Raw genomic sequence first — 20,062 nt, forward strand, 5'->3', positions numbered from 1 at the left:
CAAAGGCCCGCGCCGCCTGGGCGCGAACCGCTCGTCTGGAGGGTAAAGACGCGTAGAAAATGAAACGGCTTAGCCGCCGGTCATGCTCATGAAGCGTATAACCTGCACCTGCTCATCGGTCTCGAAGTGATGGCGCTCGGGCTTGAGCTGCAGCGCACCGACCAGCGCCTCGCGCAGGCGCTCGCCGTCCCCCGGGTGGGCACGCATCAGGCTACGCAGATCCAGGGCGTTGTCGTGGCCCAGGCAGAGCACCAGCTTGCCCTCGGCGGTAACCCGCACGCGGTTGCAGTCGCCACAGAAGTTGTTGCTGTGCGGCGAGATGAAGCCCACCCGGGTGTCGCTGCCGCTGACCTGCCAGTAACGCGACGGCCCGCCGGTGACATGGCTGCTGCTCACCAGGGCATGGCGCGCCTCGATGCGCTCGCGCACCACCTCGCTGGAGCAGAAGGTCTGCTCGCGCTGGTGGCTGACCACGCTGCCCAGGGGCATCTCCTCGATAAAGCTGATGTCCAGGCCGCGGGCCATGGCGTACTCGACCAGGCCCAGCACCTCGTCGTCGTTGCGCCCGGTCTGTACCACGCTGTTGAGCTTGATGCGCTTGAAGCCTGCCGCCGCTGCGGCGTCGATACCGGCCAGCACCTGGTCGAGCATGTCGCGCCGGGTGAAGGCGGCGAAACGTTCGCGCTGCAGCGAGTCGAGGCTGACGTTGAGGCGGGTGACGCCGGCAGCGCGCAGATCGGTCGCCATATGGGCGAGCTGCGAGCCATTGGTGGTGATCGACAGGTCCTCGAGCTCGGGGCGCTCGCCCAGGCGGCGCAACAGGCTCAGCAGGTTCTTGCGCACCAATGGCTCACCGCCGGTGATGCGGATGCGCTTGACGCCCAGCCCGATGAAGGCGTCGGCGACGTTGTACAGTTCCTCGAGGCTGAGGATCTGCGAACGCGGCGCGAACACCATGTCTTCGCTCATGCAATAGGTGCAGCGGAAGTCGCAGCGATCGGTCACCGAGAGTCGCAGGTAGGTAATGCGTCGGCCGAAGGGATCGACCAACTGCGTCGTGTGCATCTATCCGATCTCCCGGCCTCGTGGCCAGCTGGAAGTGGCTGCCGCCCGGGCGACAGTGGGCAGCCCGATGGGCTGCGAAGTGGCGCCAAGTTTACCACGCCTGCCGGGGCGCCGCGCCCGTCACGGGGTCACACCCTGTCGGGTCGGCCAACAATGCCCACACATTCAGTGACACAACCGCGGATACCTTCAGGGCCGCCGCCGAGCCCGCGAGCTACTCATGGCAGCGGCGCCAGGCCAGGCAGAATGCGGCCTGCGAGGGTCGAGCGAAGGCATCAGCGGGCGCCTGGTGCACCCGGCGAAAAGGTCGAACCGGGTTTCGCCGGGCAAGGTCACACAGGCAGACCTCAGGACGACTGGCAATGGAGGGCGTCGATGCCACTGCTGAAACTGCTGCACTTCACCGCACTCTTCGCCTGGTGCGGCACCCTGCTCTACCTGCCTGCGCTGATCGCCGCCAACTGCCGCACGGCCTACAGCGTGGAGCGCCCCGGCCATCCTGCACTCAACCGCACGATCTTCACCCTGGTGGCCACGCCAGCCGCGCTGGTCGCCATCGGCAGCGGCACCGCGCTGTTCCTGCGTGACGGCACCTTTGGCATCTGGCTGGTGGCCAAGCTCACCGCGGTGGCAGTCATGGTCATCTGCCATGCGCTGTGCGGCCTGCTGATCCTGCAGTGCGAACGCCAGCCACGTCCTGCCCTGACCGTCGCCTGCGCGGCGCTGGGCGGCATCACCTTCGGCATGATTGCCGCCACCCTGTGGCTGGTGCTCGCCAAACCTTTCTGACCAGGAGCTACCCACCCATGAATGCAGGCGGGCCCAAGCCGGATCTACTCGACGTCGACACCCACGGCATGCTCATAGACCAGGCGCCCGCCCAGGTACGCGGCGATGGCGATCAGCCCGGCGGTGAACAACGACAGGTAGAACGCCCAGATCTCGAAACCCTCCTCGCCGTGGCGGTAGCGCAGCATCCAGTTGAGCGACGCCAGGGACAGCATCATCACGGCGATGATGGCGTGGCACCAGGCGCTGATCTTCTGGCGAATGCGCTTGACGGTCAGCAGGTCGATCAACCCGGCGATGCTGGCAATCCAGCCGCCGACCGCGCCGACGCCGGCCAGCCACAGGCTGGCACGCACCCAGAATGGGTCGGTGGTCCAGAAGTAGGCGAAATCGGTGGCCACCAGGCCCAGCAGCGCGGCGACCGGAAAGTGGATCATCATCGGGTGCAGCGGGTGCCCGGCGATGGCCGCGCGACTGATGATGGACTCTTGTTGCTCAGCCATGGCGGCCTCCCTGTCGATTCGAGAAAAGGCCGTACTTGCGCGACCCTACTCAAGTTGACCGCAGTCGCCGCAGCAGTTCCGATTATCTCCGCCTGCAGTGGTGACCAATCAATTCTGGCCCCGGCCGGCCCGGTGGCGCGCGACATCGCCCTGTTGTGGTGGGCCATGTGCGGCTTCTTCACCCTGGTGCTGGTGGTGGTCAGCGCCCTGTGGATCTACGCCCTGTGGCGCAAGCCGCGCGAGTATTCGCTCGAGGAGGCCCGGCGCATACAGCGGCGCTGGCTGATCGGCGGCGGCATCCTGCTGCCCTCGGTGACCATCGTGCTGCTGCTGGCCTTCGGCATTCCGGTGGGCCAGCGCATGATGCAGTTGCCGATCCTCGGCGAGCGGCCATTGCAGATCGAGGTGATCGGCCACCAGTGGTGGTGGGAGGTGCGCTACCCGGACAGCGGCGTGGTGACCGCCAACCAGCTGCACCTGCCGGCCGGCCAACCGGTGGACATCACGGTCAGCAGCGCCGACGTGATCCACTCCTTCTGGGTGCCACGCCTGGGCGGCAAGATCGACATGATCCCCGGCCGCGAGAATCGCATCCGCCTGCAAGCCGACAAGCCCGGCACCTTTCGCGGCCAGTGCACGGAGTTCTGCGGCACCCAGCACAGCCATATGGTGCTCGACGTGCAGGCGCACAGCGAGGAAGACTTCGCCGCCTGGATCGACGCCCGTCGCGAGCCACGGGTCGAGGCGCTGCAGGGCCCGGCCGCCGACACCTTTCTCGCCCACTGCGGGATGTGCCACCGGGTGGCCGGCGTCAGTGCCGGCAATCGCGCCCCGGACCTTACCGACCTGGCCAGCCGCCGCCATCTCGGCGGGGGCCTGCTGGCCAACGAACCCGGCGCCACGCTGACCTGGATACGCGAGCACGGCCGCCTGAAACCGGGCACCGGCATGCCGCTGACCGACGACCTCGATGCCGAGCACCTGCAGGCCATCGCCACCTGGCTGGAGGGCCTCGAACCATGAGCGCAAGCGACCAGAAGCGCAGCGACAGCCGCGCAAACCAGTGCCGCGAGACAGCCGATGCCGATGCCCTGCACGACCAGTTCGACGACGTGTGGGGCAACCCGCGCGGCTGGCGGGCGCTGACCATCGTCAATCACACCACCCTGGGCCTGCGCTTCATGGTCACCGGGCTGGGCTTCTTCCTGTTCGGCATCCTGCTGGCGATGCTGATCCGTACCCAGCTGGCGCTGCCGGGCAACGCCTTCATGGGCCCGGAGGTGTTCAACCAGGTGTTCACCATGCACGGCACGGTGATGATGTTCCTGTTCGCCGTGCCGATGATGGAAGGCCTGGCCGTCTACCTGATTCCCAAGATGCTCGGCGCCCGCGACCTGGTGTTCCCGCGCCTGTCGGCCCTCGGCTACTGGTGCTACCTGTTCGGCGGGCTGATCATCTGCTCCAGCCTGCTGTTCGGCGTGGCGCCCAATGCCGGCTGGTTCATGTACACGCCACTGTCCAGCGCGGCGCATTCACCGGGCATCAATGCCGACTTCTGGTTGTTGGGCATCACCTTCGTGGAAATCTCCGCGGTGTCGGCCGGGGTCGAGCTGGTGGTATCGATCCTGCGCACCCGCGCCGAGGGCATGGCGTTGAACAGGATGCCGATCTACGCCTGGTACATCCTGACCATGGCGATGATGATCGTCATCGGCTTCCCGCCGCTGATCCTCGGCAGCATTCTGCTGGAACTGGAGCGCGCCGCCGGCCTGCCGTTCTTCGAGGTGGCCCGCGGGGGTGACCCGCTGCTCTGGCAGCACCTGTTCTGGCTGTTCGGCCATCCCGAGGTGTACATCATCTTCCTGCCGGCGGCCGGTATCGTTTCCACCCTGCTGCCGGTGTTCTGCGGCCGCCCGCTGGTGGGCTACCGGGCCGTGGTGCTGGGCGTGCTGAGCACCGGTTTCATCAGCTTCGGCCTGTGGGTGCACCACATGTTCACGGTAGGCATCCCGCAGCTGGCCCAGGCGTTCTTTTCCGCGGCGAGCATGCTGGTGGCGATTCCCACGGCGATTCAGGTGTTCTCCTGGATCGCCACGCTGTGGCTCGGCAAACCGCGCTACAACGTGCCGATGCTATGGCTGGTAGGCTTCCTGATCATCTTCGTGTGCGGCGGGCTGACCGGGGTGATGCTGGCCCTGGTGCCGTTCGACTGGCAGGTCCACGACACCCAGTTCGTGGTCGCCCATTTCCACTACGTGCTGATCGGCGGCATGCTGTTTCCGCTGATCGCCGGGCTGTATTACTGGCTGCCGCATTTCTCCGGACGCATGGCCTCCGAACGCCTCGGCAAGTGGGGGTTCTGGCTGGTGTTCATCGGCTTCAACATGACCTTCCTGATCATGCACTGGACCGGGCTGCTGGGCATGCCGCGGCGGGTATACACCTACGAAACGGGCCTGGGCTGGGACATGCCCAACCTGATCTCGTCGATCGGCAGCTTCATCATGGTGATCGGTATCGCCACCCTGCTGCTGGATCTGGTGCTGCATTACCGCTACGGCAAGCCGGCCGGCAACAACCCCTGGCAGGCCGACACCCTGGAGTGGGCCACCAGCCTGCCGCCCAACCCGTACAACTTCGTCAGCCTGGCCAAGGTCACCGACCGCCACCCGCTGTGGCGCGACCCGGACCTGGGCGAGAGCATGGCCCGCGGCGAGCACGCCCTGACGGTGATCGACCATGGCCGCCGGGAAACCTGGGGGGTCGATCCGCTGACCGGCAAGGTGCGGGAGATCATTCACCTGCCCGGCAACAGCTGGCTGCCGTTCATCGCCGCCTGTTTCATCGCCATGCTGTGCCTCAGCCTGCTGGCCAAGAGCTACCTGCTGGGGCTGTTCGCCTGCGGTGCCTCGATCGTGGTGCTGCTGCGCTGGAGCTGGGAGAACGGCGCCCACCCCAAGGCCGCGCCGGACGCCCAGACCCAGCCTGGCGAGCCGCCGCTGCATTCGCGTACCTGCGATGGGCCGGGCCTCTGGGGCATGGGCGTGACGCTGCTGTCCAACGGCGCATTGTACCTGTCGCTGCTGTTCGGCTGGTTCTACCTGTGGACGGTGGCGCCGAACTGGCTGGTGCCGGATGCGCCCGTGTTCAACCACTGGCTGCTGCTGGCCGCCGCCCTGCTGCTGAGCCTGGCCACGCCCTGGCACCGGCGGGTGCTGGCACGACTGCGCCAGGGTGATGCTCGTGGGTTGCTCGCTTGCCAGGTCGGCCTGGCCGTGGTCGGCCTGACTCAGGGCGCCCTGCTGCTGATCGCCTTGCTCAGCGAATCACTGGAGCCGACCGTGCGCGCCCATGATGCGGTGATCTTCGTGATGCTCGCCTACAGCCTCGGCCATGCCCTGCTCGCCAGCATCCTCAGCCTGCTGCAGGCATTGCGCGTACGCATCGGCTACGTCGGCGCCGATTCGCCCTATGAACCGCTGGTGGTCGCCCAGCTGTGGGCCTACAACCTCGGTGTGCTGTGGGTCAGCTACTTCGCCATCGCCCTTTTCCCACCTGCTTTCGGAGGCGCCTGATGCGAAGCCTGCGCTCGGTCTACAACCCGGTTCATATCGCCACCGGCCTGAGCATCTGGAGCCTGTGGTTCGTTGCCCTGTACGGTGGCCAGGGGGTCGGTTGCTCGGTGGCCCCGCCGCCGCTGGAAGACGGTCCCTGGACCTGGCTCAACCTGGCACTGGGCCTGCTGTCGCTGCTGACCGCCGGCCTGTTGCTGGGCCTGGCACGGCTGTTCCAGCAGGCCGCCAGGCGCCCGCATTGCAGTGAACGCGAGCGCTTCGTGGCCAGTGTCTCGGCAGCCGGACACCTGATCGGCGCCATCGCCGTGGTGTTCATCGCCCTGCCGATCATGGCCCTGCCGCCCTGTGCCTGAGCAGGCGCGGGAAACCTGCTGAAACAGCTGCGAAGCCCCATATAGAGCATCAGACGGCATAGTTCTCGGCTAAAAGAAACAACGAGAACAAGACAATGAGCAAACTAGAACAATCCCGCGGAGCCCTGCTGGCCGCCCGTATCGGCCTGTTTCTCGGGCCTCTGTTACTCCTTGCCTGCATCGCCAGCGAGCCGCCGACCGGCCTCAGCGAGGAAGCCTGGCTGACCGCCGGCCTTATCGGCCTGATGGCCACCTGGTGGGCGACCGAAGCCATTCCCATCCCCGCTACCGCCCTGCTGCCCATTCCGATGATTCCCTTGCTTGGCATCGGCACACCGCAAGCGGCCACCGGCCCTTACGCCAACCCGGTGATCTTTCTGTTCCTCGGTGGTTTCCTGCTCGGCCTGTGCATGCAGCGCTGGGAGCTGCACCGACGTATCGCGCTGAATACCCTGATTGCGGTGGGCAACCAGCCGGCCCGGCAGATCGGCGGCTTCATGCTCGCCACCGCATTGATCGGCATGGGCGTGAGCAACACCGCCACGGCGATCATGATGCTGCCCATCGGTCTGTCGGTGATCACCATGCTCACCCAGAAAGGCGAGGCCGCCGAGCACCAGCGCTTCGCCACCGCCCTGCTGCTGGGCATCGCCTACGCCGCCAGCATTGGCGGTATCTCCACGCTGATCGGCACGCCACCCAATGCCCTGCTGGCCGCCTACCTGCGCGAACACCATGACGTGCATGTCGGTTTCGGCCAGTGGATGATGGTCGGCGTGCCGGTGGCCACCTGCATGCTGCTGTTCGTCTGGTGGTGGCTGACCCGCGGCGGCTTCAAGCTCGAAGGCGACAGCCAGCCGATGCTCAAGGAGGAACTGGCCAAGCTCGGTGCCTGGTCGACCGGCGAGAAGCGCATCGCCCTGGTGTTCGGTCTCGCCGCCCTGGCCTGGGTCACCCAGCCGCTGATCGCCAAGGTGGTCAGCACCGTGGACGACACCCTGATCGCCATGGTGGCGGCGCTCAGCCTGTTCCTGATCCCCGGCAAGCGTGATGGCGACAAGCGCGTGTACCTGATGGACTGGGACACCGCCAACAAGGTGCCCTGGGGCATCCTGATCCTGTTCGGCGGCGGCCTGTCGCTGGCCGGCGCGATCACCTCCACGGGGCTGGCCACCTGGATCGGCGAAGGCCTGCAGAGCGTCGGCACGCTGCACCTGTTGCTGATCATCGGCGCGGTGACCCTGACCATCAACGTGCTCACCGAGGTCACCTCGAACACCGCCACCGCTGCGGCGTTCATTCCCCTGGTCGGCGCCCTGGCGGTGTCCCAGGGCATCCCGGTGGAGCTGCTGACCATCCCGGCGACCATCGCCGCCAGCTGCGCCTTCATGATGCCGGTGGCGACGCCGCCCAATGCCCTGGTGTTCGGCACCGGGCTGATGCGCATCCAGTCGATGATCAAGGCGGGCTTCGTGATCAACGTCTACAGCGTGATCCTGGTGACCACCCTGTGCTACCTGCTGATCGGGGTGATCTGGAGCCACTGATCGGTGCAGCAGGCAGTCTGGCTGGCTACTGCATGCACTGGTAGCGGGCGGGAATGCCTAGTCCATGCCCACGAGATGAGGTAACGAGTAATAACCTGTTCAAAGTCTTGTATGCGCATGAAAACAACTACAAGGCAAAAGCGGACATCCAGCGATCTCGTAGGAGGGGCTTCAGCCCCGAGCTTTTTATCAAGGTCGACAAAGAGCTCGCGGCTAAAGCCACTCCTACAAAAGCAGCAGCGCTCTATGTCCGCTACCGCCACCTAGCCGCCAAGGTCGACGAACCTGGGCTGAAAGATTATGAACAGGTTCTAATACGGTTGCCTAACCGCGTTCGGCAGGCGCCGAAGTCAGTTCGAAGGGGCTGTTGCTGCGCCGCTGGTTGCGGTCTTCCCGCGGCGTGGCGCCGAAGAAGTTGCGGTAGGCGCTGGAGAAATGCGGCCCCGAGGAAAAGCCGCAGGACAGGCCGATCTGGATGATCGACTTGCTGGTCTGCATCAGCAGCTGGCGGGCCTTGTTCAGGCGCAGCTCCAGGTAGTACTGGCTGGGTACGCGATTGAGGTACTGCTTGAAGATGCGTTCCAGCTGGCGACGCGACACGCACACGTGCTGGGCAATCTCGTCGGTGGTCAGCGGCTCCTCGATATTGGCTTCCATCAGCAGCACCGCCTGGGTCAGCTTGGGGTGGCTGGAGCCGAGACGATTCTGCAGGGGGATGCGCTGGCGCTCGCCGCCCTCGCGAATACGCTCGACCACCAGCTCCTCGGATACCGCGCCGGCCAGCTCGGCGCCGTGGTCACGGGCCAGCAGGGCCAGCAGCATGTCCATCACCGCCATGCCGCCACAGGCGGTGAGGCGATCACGGTCCCAGTCGAACAGGTGGCTGGTGGCGATCACCTTGGGAAAGCGCTCGGCGAAGTCGTCCTGCCAGCGCCAGTGCACCGAGGCGCGGTAACCGTCGAGCAACCCCAGCTGCGCCAGCGGGTAGACCCCCGCCGCCACCGCCCCCAGGCAGCAGCCATTGCGCGCCACCTGCTTGAGCGCCGTGGCCAGTGCCGGTGCCACCGCAGCCGGCGGCTCGTCGGCGAGCAGGAACAGCTTGCGATAGCCCTCCAGGCCCGCCGTCCAGGAACTGCCCGGCAGGCGCCAGGCACCCTCGGCGGGCTCTTCGGCCTGCAGGAACGCCACCTCGTAGACCACCTCCGGATGGACGCGCTGGGCGACGCTCAGGGCCTCTTCCGCCAGCGCCAGGGTCAGGGGCTTGGTGGAGGGCCAAAGCAGGAAGCCGATTCGGGGGGCAGTCATGATGGGCGGGCTGGGCTCTGAAGGCAGTGATAGGTCGAGGATGATAACGCCAACTACTTGAGGCTGCCGCTGAGGAACTGTTGCAGGCGTTGAGATTGCGGGTTGGCCAGCACCTCGCGCGGGTCGCCCTGCTCCTCCACCAGGCCCTGATGCAGGAACAGCAACCCATTGGACACCTCGCGGGCAAAGCCCATCTCGTGGGTGACCACCACCATGGTACGCCCCTCGGCGGCCAGATCTCGCATGACTTTCAATACGTCGCCGACCAGTTCGGGATCGAGGGCCGAGGTGGGCTCGTCGAACAGCATCACTTCCGGCTCCATGGCCAGGGCCCGGGCGATGGCCACGCGCTGCTGCTCGCCGCCACTCATGTGTGCGGGATAGGCGCTCTTGCGATGGGCCACGCCGACCTTCTGCAGGTAGTGCTCGGCCTTGTCGCGAGCCTCGGCCTTGCCCATGCCCAGCACGTGCACCGGCGCCTCCATAACGTTTTCCAGCACGTTCATGTGCGCCCACAAATTGAAGTGCTGGAACACCATGGCCAGCCGCGAGCGCAGGCGCTGCAGTTGCTTGTGGTCGGCGGCGCGCAGGGCGCCGTCCTTGCCGGGCACCAGCTTGAGCGCCTCGCCGTTGAGCTGGATCTGCCCGGCGTGGGGCTGCTCGAGCAGGTTGATGCAACGCAGGAAGGTGCTCTTGCCGGAGCCGCTGGAGCCGATGATGCTGATCACGTCACCGGCCTTGGCGGCCAGCGACACGCCCTTGAGCACCTCATGGCTGCCGTAGCGCTTGTGCAGGTCCGTCACTTCGAGCTTGTACATGCTTTTCACTCTTTCAGAAGTCCGAGGGCTCAGGAACGCCGCGGCGCCAGGTAGGCCAGCCAGCGACGCTCGGCCACCTTGAACAGGCGCACCAGGATGAAGGTCAGGCACAGGTAGAACAGCCCGGCGGTGATGAACGCCTCGAACGGCAGGTAGTACTGGGAGCTGACGGTGCGCGCCGCGCCGGTGATGTCGATCAGGGTGACGATCGACGCCAGGCTGGTGGTGTGCAGCATCATGATCACTTCGTTGCTGTACTGCGGCAGCGCGCGGCGCAGCGCCGACGGCAGGAGAATGCGGCGGTACAGCTTGGCCCGCGACATGCCCATGGCCCTGGCCGCCTCGATCTCGCCATGGGGCGTGGCCTTGAGGCTGCCGGCGAGAATCTCGGCGCTGTAGGCGCTGGTATTGATGGCGAACGCCACGCAGGCGCAGAAGGTGGCGTTGGACAGGTAAGGCCACAGCACGCTCTCGCGCACCGCCTCGAACTGGGCCAGGCCGTAATAGACCAGAAACAGCTGCACCAGCATCGGCGTGCCACGAATCACGTAGGTGTACAGCCAGGCCGGGCCGTTAACCCACGGCGAGCGCGAGGTGCGCATCAGGGCCAGCGGAATGGCCAGCAGCAGGCCGAAGAACAGTGCGATGGCCAGCAGCTTGAGGGTCACCAGCACGCCGCCGAAATACAGCGGCAGGCTGTCCCAGATGACGGTGTAATCGAAGATCATCGTGCGGCCCTCACAGTTCGGCCGCCTTGGTGCCGACCGAATAGCGTTTTTCCAGGTAACGCAGGGCCAGCAGCGAGACGCTGGTGATCAGCAGGTACAGGCCGGCCACCGCCAAGTAGAAGGTGAAGGGCTCGCGGGTGGCGTCGGCGGCGCTCTTGGCCTTGAACATCATGTCCTGCAGGCCGACCACCGAGATCAGCGCGGTGGCCTTGGTGAGCACCAGCCAGTTGTTGGTGAAGCCCGGGATAGCGAAGCGGATCATCTGCGGCACCAGAATGCGCAGAAACACCTGCAGGCCGCTCATGCCATAAGCCGCGCCCGCCTCTGCCTGGCCCTTGGGAATGGCCATGAAGGCGCCGCGGAAGGTCTCCGACAGATAGGCGCCGAAGATGAAGCCCATGGTGAACACACCGGCGATGAACGGGTTGATGTCGATGTACTCGTCGTAGCCGAGCATCGGCGCGACCCGGTTCACCATGTCCTGGCCGCCGTAGAAGATCAGCAGGATCAGCACCAGGTCGGGAATGCCGCGGATCACCGTCGAATAGGTTTCCCCCAGCACCGCCAGCCAGCGCACCGGCGACAGCCGGAACGCCGCGCCGATCAGGCCGAGCACGATCGCCACCGCCATCGAGGTCAGGGCCAGAATCAGGGTGAGCCAGGCGCCCTCGATAATGGACGAGCCGTAGCCGTTGAGCATCCGCTTACCTCATGCGTGCGCCCTGGGGCGCCGGAAATGCAACGCAAAGGTGGCACACGCCAAGCGTCGGCGTGTGCCACCCTTCAACAAGAAATCACGATCTTGCGAGCCAAAGCCTGTTTGAACAGCGCAGACTCACCCGCAGCAGATCGCGGACTTACTTGCCGTAGACGTCGAAGCTGAAGTACTTGTCCTGAATGGCCTTGTACTTGCCGTTCTCGCGGATCGCCAGGATCGCGGCGCTGATCTTGTCGGCCAGCGCCTTGTCGCCCTTGCGCACGGCGATGCCCTGGCCTTCGCCGAAGTACTTCTCTTCGGTGAAATCCGGGCCCACGAAGGCGAAGCCCTTGCCGGCCTCGGTTTTCAGGAAGCCGTCTTCGATGTTCACCGAGTCGGCGATGGTGCCATCCAGGCGGCCGGCACTGAGGTCCAGGAACACTTCGTTCTGCGAGCTGTAACGCACGATCTCGGCACCGGCCGGGGCGAAGACGTCGGTGGCATAGCGGTCATACACGGAAGAGCGCTGCACGCCGATCTTCTTGCCCTTTAGGTCGCTGGCCACGTCGTTCATCACCGCGCCGCTCTTCATCGCCAGCTTGGCGGGGGTGGCGTAGTACTTGCCGGTGAAGTCCACGGCGCGCTTGCGCTCTTCGGTGATCGACATCGACGACAGCACGGCGTCGAACTTGCGCACTTTCAGGGCCGGGATCAGGCCATCGAACTCCTGCTCGATCCACTTGCACTCGACCTTCATTTGTTCACACAGGGCCACACCGATGTCGTAGTCGAAGCCGGTGATGTTGCCGTCGGGAGTCTTGTAGGCGAACGGCGGGTAGGCCGCTTCGATACCGATACGCAGCGCCTTGGCCTCCTGGGCCATGGTCAGCGGCGACAGCAGGGATAGTGCCAGCGCGCCGAGCAGTGCGATCTTCTTCATGGGGAAACTCCTGACTGGGATGGGGTTTCACTGGCCGCAAGGCGGGTAAGCCGGGCCATGGAAGGGTGACGCCGCCAGCGTAACGCAGGGCTGCGGGCGGCGCACGGAAGTGCGGCATTCTAGCGATAGCGCGGCAGGCGATATTTCCCAGATGCGACAACTAATTACAGAAGTCGCAGTGGCACCCTGCAGGCATCTTGACAGAACAAAAAACAGCCAATTACGACTCGCGAGTCCCACTGCCGACAGCCCAACGCAAACGCCCCACGCGGCCAGGCCAGCGTGGGGCGTCCGCAACGGCGCGGTCAGATCAGGCGCAGGCGCTCTGCATCGCCTTGTGGGTGTCGATCAGGTGCTGCACCACGCCCGGGTCGGCCAGGGTGGAGATGTCGCCAAGGCTGTCGTACTCGGCCGTGGCGATCTTGCGCAGGATGCGGCGCATGATCTTGCCCGAACGGGTTTTCGGCAGCCCAGGCGCCCACTGGATCACGTCCGGGGTGGCGATCGGGCCGATTTCCTTGCGGACCCAGGCCTTGAGTTCCTGGCGCAGCTGCTCGGACGGCTCCTGGCCCTGGTTCAGGGTCACGTAGACGTAGATGCCCTGCCCCTTGATGTCGTGCGGTACGCCGACCACCGCCGCTTCGGCGACCTTCGGGTGAGCGACCATGGCGCTTTCCACCTCGGCGGTGCCCATGCGGTGACCCGACACGTTGAGCACGTCGTCGACGCGGCCGGTGATCCACCAGTAGCCGTCTTCGTCGCGGCGTGCGCCGTCGCCGGTGAAGTACATGCCCTTGAAGGTCTTGAAGTAGGTGTCGACGAAACGGTCGTGATCGCCGTACAGGCTGCGCGACTGGCCCGGCCAGGAATCGAGGATCACCAGGTTGCCTTCGGCGGCGCCTTCGATGAGATTGCCCAGGTTGTCGACCAGCGCCGGCACCACGCCGAAGAACGGACGGGTCGCCGAGCCCGGCTTCAGCGCAGTGGCGCCCGGCAACGGGCTGATCAGGATGCCGCCGGTCTCGGTCTGCCACCAGGTGTCGACGATCGGGCAACGCTCCTTGCCGACGTTGCGGTAGTACCAGTCCCAGGCTTCCGGGTTGATCGGTTCACCCACCGAGCCCAGCAGGCGCAAGCTGGAGCCGTCGGCGCCGGCCACGGCCGCCTCGCCCTGGGCCATCATGGCGCGGATCGCGGTCGGTGCGGTGTAGAGGATGTTGACCTTGTGCTTGTCGATGATCTTCGACACACGGGTCACGTCCGGGTAGTTGGGGATGCCTTCGAACAGCAGGGTGGTCGCGCCGTTGGCCAGCGGGCCGTAGACGATGTAGCTGTGGCCGGTGACCCAACCGACGTCGGCGGTGCACCAGTAGACGTCGCCCGGCTTGTAGTCGAACACCCGCTCGTGGGTCAGCGCCGCGTACAGCAGGTAGCCGCCGGTGGTATGCAGCACGCCCTTGGGCTTGCCGGTGGAACCGGAGGTGTAGAGGATGAACAGCGCTTCCTCGGCGCCCATTTCCTTCGGTGCGCAGACGCTGCCGGCGACCTTCATCAGGTCCTCGAACCAGATGTCGCGGTGCTGGTTCCACTTGATGTCGGAGCCGGTGCGCTGCACCACGATGACCTTCTGGATGCTGCGGGTCTCGGGGTTGGTCAGGGCGTCGTCGACGTTGGCCTTGAGCGGGATCTTCTTGCCGCCGCGCAGGCCTTCGTCCGCGGTGATCACCACCTTGGACTGGCAGTCGATGATGCGCCCGGCCAGGGCCTCGGGCGAGAAGCCGCCGAACACCACGGAGTGGATGGCGCCGATGCGTGCACAGGCCAGCATGGCCACCACCGCTTCGGGGATCATCGGCATGTAGATGGTCACCACGTCGCCACGGTGCACGTCCTGGCCACGCAGGGCGTTGGCGAACTTGCACACCTGCTCGTGCAGCTGGCGGTAGGTGATTTCCTTGTGCTCGGACGGGTCGTCGCCTTCCCAGATGATCGCGATCTGATCGCCACGCTCTTCCAGGTGACGGTCCAGGCAGTTGTAGGAGACGTTCAGGGTGCCGTCGGCGAACCATTTGATGTCGACGTGGTGGTCGTCGAAGGAGGTCTGCTTGACCTTGGTGAACGGCTTGATCCAGTCGAGGCGCTGCGCCTGCTCGCGCCAGAAGCCATCGGGGTTGATCACCGACTGCTGGTACATGGCCTTGTAGGTGGCCTCGTCAGTCATCGTATTGGCCGCCACCTCGGGGCGCACGGGATACAGGGACGCAGCACTCATTGAATCACCTCGGCTTTATTAATGTTGTTTTTCTATGCCCACATTTGTAACCATCGCCCTCCCGCTCAACCATTCGACCATGGTCTTAACGCTGCCAGACCTTGGTCGCAGCCCCAGCGGCGGGGCCGTGATAACTCGCGAACTCCACGATAATAGGCGTTTGGCACCAATTGCGAGACGCAGCGAGCATTCTTGTCGGGCGTCTTTCGCTAAGCTCTGCATAGCCATCCTGGACCCCGTAACGCCATGCCCTTCTCCACCCTGCGCACCCGTGGACGCGCCCGGCGCCTGAGCACCTCGCTGGCGGTGGCGGCGCTGCCGCTGCTGCTCGGCATACCGCTGATGTACTGGCAGGCCGCCACGCTGCTGGAAAGCCGCGCCGCCAAAAGCGCAGCCGATGCCCGGAAACAGCTCGACGCCATGCTCGACGATGCAGCCCGCGCCGCTGGCGTGGTGCTGCCGCTCGCCGGGCACCCCTGTGAGGACGTCGCCCAGACCCTGCGCAGCCAGGTGGCCGTCAGCCCCTTCTCGCGCTCGGTCAATCTGGTCGCCGACGGCCTGATCTATTGCACCTCGCTAATGGGCGCCTACGACCGCAACGAGGACACCACCAGCTACGTCAACGGCCAGCTGCGGCTGATGGCCGGCAACGCGGTCACGCCCGATCGCGCCGTGCTGGTCTACCGGCAGGCCGAAGGCGACCGCGGCGTGTTGATCGGCATCGATGGCCAGCACCTGATCAACCTGTTGCAGATCAACGGTCAGGAGGTGTCGCTGCAGATCGCCGTGGGCCAGAGCTGGCTCGCTGCCGATGGCCAGGTAAGCAATGCACCGGCCAACGGCAAGGCCGAATACGCCATTCAGGTCCGCTCCTCGCGCTACCCCTTCCAGGTTGCCGGCGGTTACCCGCCCGGCGCCACCGTACAGTACATGCAGGATCACTATCAGCCGCAGTGGTTGCTGTTCCTGGTCCTGGGCGCCCTGGCGGGCGCCGGCAGCTACCGCCTCAGCCTGCGCGCTACCTCCCCCGGCACGGCGCTCAAGCGCGCCATGGAAGCCGACGAATTCATTCCCCATTACCAGCCGGTGGTGGATGCCGAGACCCGGCAATGGTGCGGCGTCGAGACACTGATGCGCTGGCAGCACCCCAGCGAAGGCCTGGTGCCGCCGAACCAGTTCATCCCCCTGGCCGAACGCCTGGGTTTGATCGTGCCGATGACCCGCACGCTGATGCGCCACATCCGCGAAGACTTCGCCAGCCGCGCCGAACAGCTGCCCATGGGCTTTCATGTCGGCGTCAATATCACCGCGGCGCATTGCCAGGATCTGCAACTGATCGATGAATGCCGCGATTTCCTCGCCGCCTTCACCCCCGGACGGATCACCCTGGTTCTCGAGCTGACCGAACGGCAGATGATCACCCCGACCGCGACCACCGAGCAGTTGTTCGCCGAGCTGCGCCAGCTGGGCGTGCGCATCGCCATCGACGACTTCGGCACCGGCCATTCGAGCCTGGCCTACCTGCGCGAATTTCGGGTCGACGTGCTGAAGATCGATCGCAGCTTCATCTCGATGGTCGACTCACACTCGTTGTCCCGGCACCTGCTCGACAACATCCTCGACCTGGCCACCCGTCTGCAGCTAGACCTGGTCGCCGAGGGCGTGGAAAGCGCCGAACAGGGCCGGTACCTGACGCAACGTGGGGTGCGCTTTCTGCAAGGCTTTCACTTCGCGCGACCGATGCCTGCCGCCCCGCTGTTCGATACGCTGCGCACGCCACCGACACAGCTATAGGAAGAAGAAACCCGGCACTGGGCCGGGTTTCTGGGTCACGGGATGAACCTCAGGACAGTTCCGCTTACATCCCCAGCCAGTTCGGCAGGCCCAGGGAAATGAACGGCACGTAGGTCACCAGGATCAGGAACGCCAGCATCACCAAGAGCCACGGCGACACGGCGCGCACCGTGCGGGTCAGCGGCATGCCGGTGACCGCCGAGGTGACGAACAGGTTGAGCCCGGTCGGCGGGGTAATCAGGCCGATCTCCATGTTCACCACCATGATGATGCCCAGGTGGATCGGGTCGATGCCCAGCTGCATGGCGATCGGAAACAGGATCGGCGCCAGGATCAGGATGATCGCCGACGGCTCCATGAAGGTGCCGGCGACCAGCAGCACGATGTTCACCACGATCAGGAACTCGATGGGGCTGAAGCCCTGATCCACGACCCAGGCGGTGATCGACTGTGGGATCTGCTCGGTGGTCAGCACGTGGGCGAACAGCATGGCGTTGGCGATGATGAACATCAGCACCACGCTGAGCTTGCCGGCCTCGATGAACACCTTCGGGCACTCGCGAACGGTCATGTCCTTGTAGATGAAGATCGCCACGAACGCCGCGTACACCGCCGCCACTGCAGCGGCTTCGGTCGGCGTGAACATGCCCGAGTAGATGCCGCCGAGGATGATCACGATCAGCGCCAGGCCCCAGCCGGCCTTGCGCCCGGCGGTGAGGATCTCGGCCAGCGAGGCGCGCGGCAGCGACGGCATGTTCTTCACTCGGGCGATGATGTAGATGGTGATCATCAGGAACACGCCCAGCAGCAGGCCCGGCACCACGCCGGCCATGAACAGCTTGCCCACCGAGGTCTCGGTCGCGGTGGCGTAGACCACCATGACGATCGACGGCGGAATCAGGATGCCCAGGGTCCCGGCGTTACAGACGATGCCGGCAGCGAACTCCTTCTTGTAGCCCGAGCGCACCATACCGGCGATGACGATCGAGCCGACCGCCGCCACGGTGGCCGGCGACGAACCGCTCAGCGCGGCGAACAGCATGCACGCCAGGATCGCGGCGATGGCCAGGCCGCCCTTGATATGGCCGACGCAGGCGTTGGCGAAATCGATCAATCGGCGGGCCACGCCGCCGCTGGTCATGAACGCGCCGGACAGCAGGAAGAACGGAATGGCCAGCAGCGTGTAGTGCTCGCTGGTCTCGAACAGCTTGATCGCCAGCGAACGCACCGAGTCGTTGCTGAAGAACAGGATGGTCATGGCCCCGGACAAACCCAGGGAAATCGCCACCGGAATGCCGATGAACATCAGCGCGAACAGGGCGACGAACAGAAATGCGATGGTCATCGTTTGGCCTCCGTCTCTTCGGCGAGTTTGATGGCGTCTTCGACTTCGCCGTGACCACCAAAACCAATCTGCTTGTCCTGGATCACCCGCACCAGCACCTGGGCGAAACGCAGGAACATCAACGAGAAGCCAATCGGCACGATCATCACGATGTGCCACTGCTGCACGCCGAAACGGTCCAGGTCCTCGGCACCGGTGCCGAGGGTGAACAGCAGCGCCACCCACTGCTCGCTGGAGTAGGCCATCAGCGCGCAGTAACCCAGGCAGATCACCAGGGCGAAAATCGCCACGGCCTTCTGCAGGGCGGGCTGGAACATGCGCACCAGCAGGTCGACGCCGATGTGCGCACCGATGCGCACACCCCAGGCCAGGCCGACGAAGATCAGCCAGCCGAACATGGCCTTGGTCAGGGCCACGCTCCAGGTCATTTCCTGGGCGACATAGAGGATGCCGTCACCGATGGCGAACAGCGCATCGTTGCCGAACGGCAGGGCATCACCCAGGGCGTAGAAAACACCGTAGAGGTTGTTGAATACCACGTACGAGAAGGTGACCAGGGTCATCGCCGCGAGCAGGAACGCCACGGCGATCTCCTCGAGCTGATCCCACAGGCGCTGCAACGCATTCATCAGCGGTCTCCCAGAGAGAGTTGTTGTAATTGTTTTGCCAAGCCGACTCTAACCCCGGCGTCTGGCGGGCCGTTATTCACGATTGGTAAACGCGGCCTTCGGCCCCGGTGAATAGCTCACGCCGGACGGCGCTCAGTGCTGTCGACACGCCAGGATCGGCAAGATCAAGGCGTAAGCGGCCATTTGTAGGGTGGACGACGCTTGATCCGTCCACCGCTCTGCGATCGCGATGGTGGATGAAAAGAGCGTCATCCACCCTACGTCTCCATCCGCGCTCTAACAGCCGTCGAACATTGCAAAACTCACACCTGTTCGGAGATTTCAATCAGGTTCAGATCCGGATCACGCAGGTACACCGACCTGATCGGGCCCGTGGCGCCGGTGCGCATCACCGGCCCCTCGATGATCGGCCAGCCGACCCGCTGCAAGTGCGCGATCACCTCGTCCAGGGGCTGACTGGCGATAAAGCACAGGTCCAGCGCACCCGGCACCGGCAGGTGAGCCTTGGGCTCGAACTCCTGGCCGCGCACGTGCAGGTTGACCTTCTGGTTGCCGAAGCAGAACGCCTTGCGGCCATTGCCGAAGGTTTCCAGGCGCATGCCCAGCACCTCGACATAGAAATGCGTGGTCGCGTCGGCATCGGTAGCGGTCAGTACCAGATGATCAAGATGATCGAGCATGGCGATCTCCGTTCTAGTTTGCGGCAGCATTGGCCGCCTGGGCCGCCTCGATCAGGTCGCTGCCGATCTTGTCTTCGTACTCCTTCCAGATCGGCTGCATCACCTCGCGCCACTGCTTGCGCTCCTCATCCGTGAGCACGATCAGCTCATGCTTGCCGCCGGCGAGAATCTGCTGCTTGTCCTTCTCGTTGAGCGCCAGCGCCTGGCGATTCACCTCGGCGGTGACTTCGTCGATGATGGTCTTCAGCTCGCCACGTACGTCCTCGGGCAGGCCGTTCCAGAATTTGGCGTTGGTGATCAGCATGTAATTGCCGACCGCGTGGTTGGACTCGATCATGTACTGCTGCACCTCGAAGTGGCGCTGGCTGTAGATGTTCGACCAGGGGTTGTCGGAGGCATTGATCACCCCGGTCTGCAGGCCCTGATAGATCTCGGCGAAAGCCATCTTGCGCGGTACCGCACGCAGGGCGCTGATCTGCGCGGCCTGCAGGTCCGATGGCTGCACGCGGAATTTCAGGCCGCGGGCGTCGCTCGGCAGGTGCAACGGCTTGTTGGCGGTGAACTGGCGCATGCCGTTGAGCCAGTAGGCCAGGCCGAGAATGCCGCTGTTCTCCAGGCTGTGCAGCAGCTCCTGGCCCTTGGGCGATTGCTCGAAACGCTGGGACGCGGCGGCATTGTCGAACAGGAACATCAGGTCGAAGATCTGCACCCGCGGCTGGTATTTCTCCAGCTTCACCGGGGCGGGGGCCAACAGCTGCACGTCACCGAGCAGCAGCGCCTCCATCTCCTTGCCATCGCCGAACAGCGAGGAGTTCGGGTACACCTCCACCCGCGCCTTGCCGGCCAGGCGCTCCTTGACCAGTTTCTGCAGCATGCGCGCGCCCTGCCCCTTGGGCGTCTGGTCGGACGCGACGTGGGCGAACTTGATGACGATTTCCTCGGCCTGAACGGCTGCGCCGAAGGCCATGGCGGTGGACAGCAGCACGCAGGACAGGCTGCGGCAGAGCAAGCGGGACATGAGG

At 65.1% G+C, this 20,062-nt stretch carries 18 protein-coding genes; 6 read left to right on the plus strand and 12 right to left on the minus strand.

Annotated features, from left to right (window positions below):
* Positions 1–69: 69 nt before the first annotated feature.
* Positions 70–1,065, minus strand: coding sequence for a GTP 3',8-cyclase MoaA (gene moaA / locus K8U54_RS00205; protein ID WP_249908359.1), 996 nt, complete (start codon positions 1,063–1,065; stop codon positions 70–72).
* 375 nt (positions 1,066–1,440) lie between these two features.
* On the opposite strand from moaA, the gene K8U54_RS00210 reads away from it, so the two are divergent.
* Complete coding sequence (locus K8U54_RS00210; RefSeq protein ID WP_249908360.1) at positions 1,441–1,854, plus strand: CopD family protein; 414 nt, start codon at positions 1,441–1,443, stop codon at positions 1,852–1,854.
* Between the two features lie 44 nt (positions 1,855–1,898).
* On the opposite strand, the gene K8U54_RS00215 is transcribed toward K8U54_RS00210, so the two are convergent.
* Entirely contained in the window at positions 1,899–2,357 is a 459-nt protein-coding gene (locus K8U54_RS00215; protein ID WP_070888274.1) for a DUF2231 domain-containing protein, read from the minus strand.
* A gap of 132 nt (positions 2,358–2,489) precedes the next feature.
* On the opposite strand from K8U54_RS00215, the gene coxB reads away from it, so the two are divergent.
* From coxB to K8U54_RS00235, 4 genes are all read left to right on the plus strand, one after another.
* Positions 2,490–3,380 (plus strand): cytochrome c oxidase subunit II, encoded by an 891-nt coding sequence (gene coxB / locus K8U54_RS00220; RefSeq protein ID WP_249908361.1) that lies wholly within the window; start codon positions 2,490–2,492, stop codon positions 3,378–3,380.
* Positions 3,377–5,932 (plus strand): cytochrome c oxidase subunit I, encoded by a 2,556-nt coding sequence (gene ctaD / locus K8U54_RS00225; protein WP_249908362.1) that lies wholly within the window; start codon positions 3,377–3,379, stop codon positions 5,930–5,932. Before coxB ends, ctaD begins: the two co-directional genes overlap by 4 nt.
* On the plus strand, positions 5,932–6,285 hold the full coding sequence (locus K8U54_RS00230) for a hypothetical protein (RefSeq protein WP_249908363.1): 354 nt from the start codon (positions 5,932–5,934) through the stop codon (positions 6,283–6,285). The genes ctaD and K8U54_RS00230 overlap by 1 nt, the downstream gene beginning before the upstream one ends.
* Before the next feature lie 95 nt (positions 6,286–6,380).
* Complete coding sequence (locus tag K8U54_RS00235; protein WP_249908364.1) at positions 6,381–7,832, plus strand: SLC13 family permease; 1,452 nt, start codon at positions 6,381–6,383, stop codon at positions 7,830–7,832.
* A gap of 324 nt (positions 7,833–8,156) precedes the next feature.
* Here K8U54_RS00235 and argR read toward each other — a convergent pair whose 3' ends face one another.
* The 6 genes from argR to acs form a co-directional block, all read right to left on the minus strand.
* Complete coding sequence (gene argR / locus K8U54_RS00240) at positions 8,157–9,137, minus strand: transcriptional regulator ArgR (protein ID WP_249908365.1); 981 nt, start codon at positions 9,135–9,137, stop codon at positions 8,157–8,159.
* 53 nt (positions 9,138–9,190) lie between these two features.
* Positions 9,191–9,955, minus strand: a complete 765-nt coding sequence (locus tag K8U54_RS00245; RefSeq protein ID WP_249908366.1) for an ABC transporter ATP-binding protein — start codon at positions 9,953–9,955, stop codon at positions 9,191–9,193.
* Positions 9,956–9,984: 29 nt separating this feature from the next.
* Entirely contained in the window at positions 9,985–10,683 is a 699-nt protein-coding gene (locus K8U54_RS00250; protein WP_249908367.1) for an ABC transporter permease, read from the minus strand.
* A 10-nt stretch (positions 10,684–10,693) separates the two neighbouring features.
* A complete protein-coding gene (locus K8U54_RS00255) occupies positions 10,694–11,383 on the minus strand; it encodes an ABC transporter permease (RefSeq protein ID WP_249908368.1) in 690 nt (229 codons plus the stop codon).
* A 157-nt stretch (positions 11,384–11,540) separates the two neighbouring features.
* Positions 11,541–12,320: an ABC transporter substrate-binding protein gene (locus tag K8U54_RS00260; protein ID WP_249908369.1), complete on the minus strand. Its 780-nt coding sequence runs from the start codon at positions 12,318–12,320 to the stop codon at positions 11,541–11,543.
* Between the two features lie 310 nt (positions 12,321–12,630).
* A complete protein-coding gene (acs, locus tag K8U54_RS00265) occupies positions 12,631–14,592 on the minus strand; it encodes an acetate--CoA ligase (protein ID WP_249908370.1) in 1,962 nt (653 codons plus the stop codon).
* 246 nt (positions 14,593–14,838) lie between these two features.
* On the opposite strand from acs, the gene K8U54_RS00270 reads away from it, so the two are divergent.
* Complete coding sequence (locus tag K8U54_RS00270) at positions 14,839–16,386, plus strand: EAL domain-containing protein (RefSeq protein ID WP_249908371.1); 1,548 nt, start codon at positions 14,839–14,841, stop codon at positions 16,384–16,386.
* 64 nt (positions 16,387–16,450) lie between these two features.
* Here K8U54_RS00270 and dctM read toward each other — a convergent pair whose 3' ends face one another.
* The 4 genes from dctM to K8U54_RS00290 all read right to left on the minus strand — a co-directional run bounded on the left by dctM (position 16,451) and on the right by K8U54_RS00290 (position 20,058).
* Positions 16,451–17,731, minus strand: a complete 1,281-nt coding sequence (dctM, locus tag K8U54_RS00275; RefSeq protein ID WP_249908372.1) for a C4-dicarboxylate TRAP transporter large permease protein DctM — start codon at positions 17,729–17,731, stop codon at positions 16,451–16,453.
* On the minus strand, positions 17,728–18,360 hold the full coding sequence (locus tag K8U54_RS00280) for a TRAP transporter small permease (RefSeq protein ID WP_249908373.1): 633 nt from the start codon (positions 18,358–18,360) through the stop codon (positions 17,728–17,730). Before K8U54_RS00280 ends, dctM begins: the two co-directional genes overlap by 4 nt.
* A 302-nt stretch (positions 18,361–18,662) precedes the next feature.
* Entirely contained in the window at positions 18,663–19,040 is a 378-nt protein-coding gene (locus K8U54_RS00285; protein WP_249908374.1) for a VOC family protein, read from the minus strand.
* A gap of 13 nt (positions 19,041–19,053) precedes the next feature.
* Complete coding sequence (locus K8U54_RS00290) at positions 19,054–20,058, minus strand: DctP family TRAP transporter solute-binding subunit (RefSeq protein WP_283939390.1); 1,005 nt, start codon at positions 20,056–20,058, stop codon at positions 19,054–19,056.
* Positions 20,059–20,062: the final 4 nt, after the last annotated feature.

It is taken from the genome of Pseudomonas fulva, assembly GCF_023517795.1.
GTDB lineage: Bacteria > Pseudomonadota > Gammaproteobacteria > Pseudomonadales > Pseudomonadaceae > Aquipseudomonas > Aquipseudomonas fulva_D.

Coding starts and splice junctions, on each gene's coding strand:
- moaA (WP_249908359.1), bottom strand. CDS start 1,065: ATGCACACGACGCAGTTGGTCGATCCCTTCGGCCGACGCATTACCTAC.
- K8U54_RS00210 (WP_249908360.1), top strand. CDS start 1,441: ATGCCACTGCTGAAACTGCTGCACTTCACCGCACTCTTCGCCTGGTGC.
- K8U54_RS00215 (WP_070888274.1), bottom strand. CDS start 2,357: ATGGCTGAGCAACAAGAGTCCATCATCAGTCGCGCGGCCATCGCCGGG.
- ctaD (WP_249908362.1), top strand. CDS start 3,377: ATGAGCGCAAGCGACCAGAAGCGCAGCGACAGCCGCGCAAACCAGTGC.
- K8U54_RS00230 (WP_249908363.1), top strand. CDS start 5,932: ATGCGAAGCCTGCGCTCGGTCTACAACCCGGTTCATATCGCCACCGGC.
- K8U54_RS00235 (WP_249908364.1), top strand. CDS start 6,381: ATGAGCAAACTAGAACAATCCCGCGGAGCCCTGCTGGCCGCCCGTATC.
- argR (WP_249908365.1), bottom strand. CDS start 9,137: ATGACTGCCCCCCGAATCGGCTTCCTGCTTTGGCCCTCCACCAAGCCC.
- K8U54_RS00245 (WP_249908366.1), bottom strand. CDS start 9,955: ATGTACAAGCTCGAAGTGACGGACCTGCACAAGCGCTACGGCAGCCAT.
- K8U54_RS00250 (WP_249908367.1), bottom strand. CDS start 10,683: ATGATCTTCGATTACACCGTCATCTGGGACAGCCTGCCGCTGTATTTC.
- K8U54_RS00255 (WP_249908368.1), bottom strand. CDS start 11,383: ATGCTCAACGGCTACGGCTCGTCCATTATCGAGGGCGCCTGGCTCACC.
- K8U54_RS00260 (WP_249908369.1), bottom strand. CDS start 12,320: ATGAAGAAGATCGCACTGCTCGGCGCGCTGGCACTATCCCTGCTGTCG.
- acs (WP_249908370.1), bottom strand. CDS start 14,592: ATGAGTGCTGCGTCCCTGTATCCCGTGCGCCCCGAGGTGGCGGCCAAT.
- K8U54_RS00270 (WP_249908371.1), top strand. CDS start 14,839: ATGCCCTTCTCCACCCTGCGCACCCGTGGACGCGCCCGGCGCCTGAGC.
- dctM (WP_249908372.1), bottom strand. CDS start 17,731: ATGACCATCGCATTTCTGTTCGTCGCCCTGTTCGCGCTGATGTTCATC.
- K8U54_RS00280 (WP_249908373.1), bottom strand. CDS start 18,360: ATGAATGCGTTGCAGCGCCTGTGGGATCAGCTCGAGGAGATCGCCGTG.
- K8U54_RS00285 (WP_249908374.1), bottom strand. CDS start 19,040: ATGCTCGATCATCTTGATCATCTGGTACTGACCGCTACCGATGCCGAC.
- K8U54_RS00290 (WP_283939390.1), bottom strand. CDS start 20,058: ATGTCCCGCTTGCTCTGCCGCAGCCTGTCCTGCGTGCTGCTGTCCACC.